Source organism: Microcystis sp. LE19-41.2A (assembly GCF_027530405.1).
GTDB lineage: Bacteria > Cyanobacteriota > Cyanobacteriia > Cyanobacteriales > Microcystaceae > Microcystis > Microcystis aeruginosa.
In genome coordinates this window covers 1-3,727 of sequence record NZ_JAPZQJ010000638.1, presented here as the reverse complement: position 1 = coordinate 3,727, position 3,727 = coordinate 1, and the positions used below count along the sequence as shown (strand labels likewise).

The following is a 3,727-nucleotide window of genomic DNA, read 5'->3' as shown; positions in this document are numbered from 1 at the left end:
TCAGGTGGTCAATTACCTAATTTTCAGGGAAAAAATCCCTAAATTTTCCCCCCAATCACTCCAATGGTAGGCACTTTTTCAGGGAAAAAAAGTCTAAAAGCCTTATCCAACAAGGTTTTTATATTTATTCAGCAAACCCTATATATTTACCTATTTCTTCCCTCGCCACAATTGACCATAGGGATAGAAATAATCAAGACGAATATCGAATTGATCTAGGGCCAGTAATAACCGATTGGAAGGACGAAAAAGAAATAAGTTGACGCGGGGAATTTCTAGGACTTCTTTTAACTTATCGGTATCGGGGTTAGTGGTAGTCAGGAAGTATTGTACATCAGCATTAAGACGATAATTAAGGGAAAGCAAATCACCTAAGTTAGTCCAGTCATTACCTTCGTCGCTGATAACAATGGCCTTAGGTACAGCATTGATTTTTCTGGCAACTTCGCCATTCCAATAACTAGGAACTTTTGCCCAACTGGTTTCGGAAAGAGCATTATTGAAGTTCGATATTATACTAGCAGTTAACAAAAAAGTCAAGATAATTTTACCTAAAATTTTGCCTTGATTAAGCAATTGTGACAAGAAAAAAGCCACAGTTATATAGATAGTGGGAAAAGTCGCAATTAGATAACGGGTGACAGTCGATCTAGTGGTGGTCAAAATTAGATCGGGAATGACTAAAGCTAGGAAAGGTACTAGGGTTGAGGTAATCAGAAAAGTAAAAGCTATGGGGTTATTGTAGCGATAAACTCGCTCAAAAGCATAGATAGTTAAGATTAAAAAAAACAGTCTATATATATAGGTGAAGATGTTATTAAAACCAAAATCGCTATCGCTAAATAGAGAAGTAAAAGTTAAGATCCATAATTTACTGATAAATCCCCAATCGAGATGGTTAACGGCAGCCCAACTGGTGGAGTTAAAGGCCCTTTGAGAGTTAGTTAAAAAAACCTGTAACCAGGGTATATAGAAAATTATCATTGTTAACCCAGATAACAGGAAAAATATCAAGTTATTTTTTCGCTCTGGTTTCATAACAAGATACCAAAGTATAAAGGCTGCTTGAGCAAATAAGTTGAGAATAAAAAAGAGATGAGTGTAGAGTCCGAGAGTATTAGCGACGGTGTATAAAGACCAATTAACAAGAGTTCTTTTTTTGAGGCATTTTAACAGCAGTAATTGACTGATTATCGTTAACAAAACCAAAAGACTATACTGACGGGACATTTGAGCAAATATTATATCAATTGGAGAGAGTGCTAATAAAATTACTGCTAAAATTGCCGTTAACTTTGCCGCAAATAATTCTAGGGATAGATAGTAAATAAATGGCAGGGAGAGAAGACTAAAAACAATCGCTAAACTGCGGGAAGAAACGGGAGAAAAACCGAATATTTTTTCCCAATAGCGAGAGATAATAAAGTATAAAGGTGGGTGCTGAGGGTCTTCTTTAGCGAGAGATTTTATTGTGTCAAAAACATTACTTTCTGGTTTCAGTTGTTGAAATTTTCCTAATTCTGTGGTAGATAAAAGACGGTTTTGAAAGATAGTATCAGCGATTTCCTTTGCTTGATAACCAGTGGTTCTAATGGTGGTGTAGGATTCATCATGCCAATAGATTTTTTGATCGATATTTGCAAAACGAAAAACCACACCGAGAGTTAGGATAATTGCCAAAAGTATTAAGAGCCAATTGGGAGTTTTATAATTAATAGTTGCTTGCATTTTAATAATTAGAGCGACTTTGTTTAAGATTAAGAAACTTGGTAAATTCTGGTTGAAAAAGTAGCTTAATTGTGCCGGTGGGACCGTTACGGTGTTTAGTAATAATTACTTCGGCCACACCTCGATCGGGACTATCGGGGTTATAATATTCATCTCGGTATAACATCATAATTAAATCCGCATCCTGTTCGATACTATTATGGACGATGATATTATTGGCAATAAAATTATGCAATTTATCTACTGTTAAATCATACACTTCTGTCTCTCCATCCGCTTGAATTGCCATAACTTCATCCCAATTAAACCTTAGGTCTGAATTACTCAGAGAGCGAGGTAAAGCGATATAATTACCGATATTTAATTCATCTAATCTTTGCCAACCGTGGACAGTCAAAAATTTATGATTGGCTGTAGCTCTAATCGTGCGACCTAAACGAGTTGTTAATCGAAAAACTGGCTTAAATCCTGTGGAAAAGACCTTAGTTACCAGTGCTTTTTCTAATTTCATTGTTTCCTCATTAAGAGCAAAAACCGTAAAATTAGAGCAATTAACTAACTGACAAATTGGCACTTTAGCACGAGGAGCGGCTAACTCAACTAAACTATCACCCGCTAAACATCCCGACTCGCGTAAATCGGACATCATCGGTCTTTTATTATTGCGAGATTCCACGGCGCGACTTAACTGAGAAAGAGCAATTACCGGAGCATGAATTTCTCTCGCTAAACCCTTAAGACTGCGGGTAATTTTAGAAAGTTCCTGAACACGATTATCACCTCCCCCTTCCATTAATTGCAGATAATCGATTAAAACTAATCCCATTTGCCCCTTTTTTTCTGCCTGTAAACGCCGCACTTGGGAACGCATTTGAATTACACTTAAATTGGCACTATCATCGATATATATGGGCAAATTTAATAACTTTTCTAGTCCCCCAAGAACCTTCTCTAAATCATTTTGTCCCAAACGGCCCGAGCGAATCCGATTACTTTCGATTTTAGCCTCATTCGATAACAAACGTTGGGCTAATTGTTCCTTGGACATCTCCAAACTAAAGACAGCCACGGGTAAATTCTGTTGAGCGATATTATAGGCAATATTAAGAGCAAAAGAAGTTTTTCCCATGGAAGGCCTACCCGCGATAATAACTAAATCCGAGGGTTGTAAACCACTGGTCATCGCATCGAGATCATAAAATTGAGTTTCGATACCGGGTAGAGTGGTCGTCTCCTGCATTTTCTCAATTTCGTTAAAAGTTTCAATTAAAGTATCCCCCAGAAAAATTAAACCCTCCTGGGGTCGTTTTTGGGTGAGACGAAAAATCTTTTGTTCCGATTCATCGAAAACATTTTCTAATTCTAGCGTCGTATCCCTGGCTAACTCAATAATTTCTCCCCCGGTGGAAATTAACTGACGACGCATATATTTATCCATCACTAATTCAGCATAGCGATCGATGTTAGCAGCCGAGACAGTGCGCTCAATTAATTGTAACAATCGCGGCATTCCCCCGATTTCCTCCAGCAGAAAATTATCCTGTAACCAGCTGCTAACCGTCATTAAATCCGTCGGTTTTCCCTTCCCTTGTAAAGCAAGCGCCGCACGATAAATATCTTGATGGGTTTTCACATAGAAAGCTTCTGGAATTAAAAAATCACTGATTCTACCTAACGCTTTTGGATCTAGCAAAATGCCACCTAAGATAGATTCTTCCGCTTCAATATTTTGGGGGGGGAGGGACTGATCGCTAATCATTGTCAATGCTGACCGTGCTTTATCATTAATATTGTATAGTCAGTTTCACCGTAATTAAATACAAATGTTCAGGTTAATGATCGGGGTTGGGTTTTGGGGTTTTAGGGTTTTGGAGTTTTAGTTGAAATTTCCCCACTTCCCCACTTCCCCACTTCCCCACCCCCCCCCCCCCCCACCCCCCACCCCCCAAACCCAGTTAAAACGGATTTTTGTGTCAGTTAATTTTTCAACCGGGCGGGC

General features: G+C 38.4%; 2 protein-coding genes. Both read right to left on the bottom strand.

Features of this window, described 5'->3' with window-relative positions; all coding sequences use genetic code 11:
- Positions 1-150: 150 nt before the first annotated feature.
- Entirely contained in the window at positions 151-1,728 is a 1,578-nt protein-coding gene (locus tag O9290_RS26265; RefSeq protein ID WP_288055856.1) for a glycosyltransferase family 39 protein, read from the bottom strand.
- Position 1,729: 1 nt separating this feature from the next.
- On the bottom strand, positions 1,730-3,487 hold the full coding sequence (dnaB, locus tag O9290_RS26260) for a replicative DNA helicase (RefSeq protein ID WP_002757010.1): 1,758 nt from the start codon (positions 3,485-3,487) through the stop codon (positions 1,730-1,732).
- Between the last annotated feature and the right edge of the window lie 240 nt (positions 3,488-3,727).